2 protein-coding genes are annotated in these 4726 nt (G+C 79.5%); one reads left to right on the plus strand and one right to left on the minus strand.

The annotated features are described in order from the left end of the window. Positions 1-817 (minus strand): EsaB/YukD family protein (locus tag AC0CYZ_RS27070; RefSeq protein ID WP_472221143.1); only part of this gene is annotated, 817 nt, incomplete at its 3' end. On the opposite strand from AC0CYZ_RS27070, the gene eccCa reads away from it, so the two are divergent. Beyond that, the coding region (gene eccCa / locus AC0CYZ_RS27075) for a type VII secretion protein EccCa (protein WP_472221145.1) at positions 816-4726 on the plus strand (3911 nt) is incomplete at its 3' end. The two genes, AC0CYZ_RS27070 and eccCa, sit on opposite strands and share 2 nt — an antisense overlap.

Below are 4726 nucleotides of genomic sequence, written 5' to 3' on the forward strand. Positions count from 1 at the left end.
GGTCGCCCGCCACGAGGGCCGCGGGCAGGGAGACGGCCACGCCGAGCGTGCCCGCGCCCGCCCACCAGGGCCCGCGCTCGGCGACGACGAGCCACGCGAGGCCGGCCCCGACCGCGAGGGCCGACCCGGCGAGGGTCAGCAGGACCGCGAGGTCGGCCCTCCCGGCGGCTGACGACGCCCTCCCCGCCGAGGACCCGACGCCGGCGCGGGCCGGGACGCCCGGGTGGGGACGGGTGCGCCGCTGCAGTGCGGCGAGCCCGAGCAGCATCCCGGCGAGCGCGAGCGCCACCAGCGGCGAGGCCGGCAGCGCGAGCGAGAGGGCGGCCGCGACGGTGGCCACCCCGACGAGCAGCGCGGTGACGAGCACCCCCGCCCGCTGCGGCGTCCACCGCGCCACCCGCGCCGAGCCGTCGGCGAGCGCGACGAGCCCGTCGTCCACGGTCTGCGCCGGACGGGGCATCGGCCAGGGGCCGAGGTGCAGCACGTCGCCGTCGCGCACCCCGGCGGCCTCGAGCGTGACCCCGGGCGGAAGCGGGCCCGCCCCGGTGCGGTGCAGGTACCAGGGCCGACCGTCCGCGCCGCGGATCAGCGGGGCGCCCGGCAGGAGCCGGCCGGCCAGCTCCTCGACGACCTCCGCGACGGCGGCGCCCGCGGGCAGCGCGGCGTCCACCGCCCCCTCCGGGCCGCGGACGCGCACCGTGCACCACCCGCCGTCGGGACCCGTCGCCGGCTCGCGGACCCCGGGCGGGAGCTCGAGGGGCCCGGACGGGTCGAGCCCGCGCCGACCGGCGACGGGGAGGGGCTGACGGATGGCCATGAACGACATCCTGATCCACCGACCCCCGCGCAGTGGGCCGATTCGACCGACTCCCGCCCCGGTCCGGCTCGCCGATCCGCCCGCCTCGAGCGGCGGCGGGCCGCCCACGCCGTGGACGTACGCGCTGTTCCCCCTGCTCGGCAGCGCCGGGATGCTCGGGTTCGCGCTGGTCAACCGGAACCCGGTCCTCTTCCTCGCCGCCGGAGTGTTCGTCGTCGGGGCGCTCGGCATGGGCGTGCTCGTGCTCGTGCAGACCCGGGGGCGGTCGAAGGAGCAGGGCACCGACACCCGGCTGCGCTACCTCGCCCACCTGGCGGAGGTCCGGACGGCGGTGCGCGCGGCCGCCGACGACCAGCGCCGGGTGGCCGAGGAGGCGCACCCCGACCCGGGGGTGCTCGCCGGGATTCCCGACCGCGTCGACACGCTCTGGGAGCGCCGCCCGGACGACCCGGACTTCCTCGTGCTGCGCGTCGGGCGGGGCCGGGTGCCCGGGATCGCGGCACCCGCGCTCGCGGAGCCCGACCCGACGGCGCCCCGGGATCCGGGCACCGAGGCGGCCGCCCGGCGGCTGGTGGAACGCCTCGGCCCGGTCCCCGACGTCCCGGTCGCGCTGCCGCTGCGGCGCGGGGTCGCGCTCGTCGGGGACCCCGGGCGGGGCCGGGCCCTCGCGCGCGCGGTGCTCGCCCAGCTCGTGACGCTGCACGCCCCCGACGACGTCCGCGTCGCCGTCTGCTGCCCCGACCCGTCCGCCCGGGCGGCGTGGGACTGGGTGAAGTGGCTCCCGCACGCCCGCCACCCCTCCGGCGGTGGCCCCGACGGCACCGGCCTGCTGGTCGCCGAGGACGCCGGCGGGCTGCTGCACCTGCTCGCCGCCGAGCTCGACCGCCGCCGGCGCGCACGCCGCACGGGGCCCGGCGCGTCGCCGCGGTCCGCCGAGGGGCCGGCACTGGTCGTCGTGGTCGACGGTCCGCTGCCGGTGCCGGACCCGCTCGAGGAGCTCGCCGGCCTCGGCGTCGCCCTGCTCCACGTGCTCGCCGACCCGGCCCGCCGCCCCGCCCACGTCGAGGTCACGGTGCACGTCGGGCGCGCCCGCGCCGCCGTCGAGGTGCGCCGCGGGCGCGACGGCAGCCCGCCCGAGGAGCTCGCCGGGCTCGCGGCCGCCGACCGGCTCGTGCCGGACTCCCTCGGGGTGGCCGAGGCGGAGACGCTCGCGCGCCGCCTCGCGCCCTGCCGGCTGTCCCGCCGCGCCGGCCGGGTGGCGCTGTCCGAGGTGAGCGGCCTGTCCGACCTGCTCGGGGTGGACGACGTCGCGGCGCTGGACCCGGGCCGGACGTGGGCACGGCGCGCCGAGCCCGACCTGCTACGGGTCCCGCTCGGGGTCGACGCGGACGGGGCGCCGGTCGAGCTGGACCTCAAGGAGTCCGCGCTCTCCGGCATGGGCCCGCACGGCCTCGTCGTGGGCGCCACCGGGTCCGGGAAGTCCGAACTGTTGCGGACCCTGGTCACCGGGCTCGCCGCGACCCACCCGCCGGACGACCTCGCGTTCGTCCTCGTCGACTACAAGGGCGGCGCGACGTTCGCCGGGATGGCGGAGCTCCCGCACGTCGCCGGGTCGATCACCGACCTGGAGGACGACCCGGAGACCGTCGAACGGTTCGCCGACGCGCTGCGCAGCGAGCTGCGGCGCCGCGAACAGCTGCTGCGCGACGCGGGCGACCTCACCGGCATCCGCGAGCACCGTCGGCTGCGCCTTGCGCGCGAGCAGCGCGGCGACGCGGCCGGCGAGCCCCCCGGAGCCCGGACCCGGCCGCGGGCGATGCCCCACCTGCTGGTGATCGTCGACGAGTTCTCCGAGCTCCTCACCGCCCAGCCGGACTTCATCGACCTGTTCGTGCAGGTCGGGCGGGTGGGCCGCTCGCTCGGGGTGCACCTGCTGCTCGCGACGCAACGGCTGGAGGAGGGGCGGCTGCGGGGTCTCGACTCGCACCTGTCCTACCGGCTCGCGCTGCGCACGTTCTCGGCCGCGGAGAGCCGCACCGTCATCGGGAACGCCGACGCGTTCGAGCTGCCGCCGGTGCCCGGCTCGGCCTACCTCAAGGTCGACACGACGGTGTACCGGCGGCTGCGGGTCGCGACGGTGTCCGCCCCGTACGTCGAGCCGGTCCGCAACCGGGTCGCGCGGCCCCGGGCGCGGCCGTTCCGCGCCTTCGACGGGCGCGGCGAGCGCGCCGACGAGATGCCCGCGCTCGGCCCCGAGCTCTCCGACCCCGAGCAGCGCTCGACGCTCGACGTCGTCGTCGCGCGGCTGCGCGAGGCCGCGCCGCGGGTGCACCAGGTGTGGCTGGCGCCGCTGCCGCCCGCGCTGCCGCTGACCGCGGTGCTCGCCCACCCGGCGGTCGTGCCCGGACGGGGTCTGCTCGCCCCGCGCCCGGACCGGCTCGCGCTGCCGCTCGGCCTGGTCGACCGGCCCGACCGCCAGGCCCAGGAGCCCCTGGTCGTCGACCTCTCCGGCACCGGGGGGCACCTCGGGATCGTCGGCGCGCCGCGCACCGGGAAGAGCACCGCCCTGCGCACGCTCGTCACCGCCGCGGCGCTGACCCACGCCCCGGACGAGCTCACCGTCTACGCGATCGACCTCGGGGGCGGCTCGTTGTCGGCGCTCGAGGGGTGGCCGCACGTCGGGGGCGTCGCCGGCCGCCACCGGCCCGAGGTGGTGCGGCGGCTGGTCGCGCAGCTCGAGGGGCTGGTCGCGGAACGGGAGCGGGCCGGGTCGTCCGGCACCGTGGCCGCGCTCCCGCCGGGCGCGGGGGTCGGGGCCGCGCTCGCCGTCACGGGGCCCGACGATCCCGCGCGGGACACCGGGTACGGGCGCGACGTGCTGCTCGTGGTCGACGACTGGGGTGCGCTGCGCGGCGAGTTCGAGGATCTCGAGCCGCGGCTGACGGCCCTCGCGGCGCGCGGCCTCGGGCACGGGCTGCACCTCGTGATCGGCGCCGGCCGCTGGTGGGACCTGCGCCCGGCGCTGCGCGACGCGCTCGGCACCCGCGTCGAGCTGCGCCTCGGCGACTCGGCCGACTCGCTGATCGACCGCCGGGCCGCCCGCGCCGTGCCGAGCACGCCGGGCCGGGCGCTGGTCGGCGCCGGGTCCCGCGCCCAGATCGCCCTGCCGGTCGTCACCGACGAGGACGGGCGCACGGAGGACGCGGCGACGACGGCGGCGCGCGCGGCCGCCGCGTGGCGCGGCGCGGCCGCCCCGCCGATCCGGATGCTGCCGGAGCTGGTCCCCGCGGCGTCCCTGGTGGCCGGCGGGGACTCCGGCCGGTCGGTGCCGATCGGGCTGCGCGAGCACGACCTCGCGCCGCTCGAGCTCGACCTGCTCGCCGGGCGCGACCCGCACCTGCTGGTCTTCGGCGAGGCCGGCTCGGGACGGACGGCGACGCTGCGCGCCGTGGTGCGGGCGCTGTGCGCGGCCTACCCCCCGGACGAGCTGCGCGTCCTCGTCGTCGACTACCGGCGCACGCTGCTCGACGCGGTCCCCGAGGAGCACGCGTCGGTGTACCTGGGCTCGGCCCCGGCCGCCGAGCGCACCCTGCCCCTCGCCGCCGAGAAGATGGCCGCGCGGCTGCCCGGACCCGAGGTCACCCCGGCGCAGCTGCGCGCCCGGAGCTGGTGGGACGGCCCGCACATGCTCGTGGTGGTCGACGACCACGACCTCGTCGCCACCCCGGGCGGCGACCCGCTGAGCCCGCTGCTCGACCTGCTCGCCCAGGGACGCGACATCGGACTGCACGTCGTGCTCGCCCGGTCGGCCGCGGGCGCGGCGGGAGGACTGATGCAGCCGGTGCTGCGCCGGCTGCGGGAGCTGGGCGGCCCGGGCCTGTTGCTCTCCGGGCCGCGCGACGAGGGCGC

The organism is Actinomycetospora sp. (genome assembly GCF_055612215.1).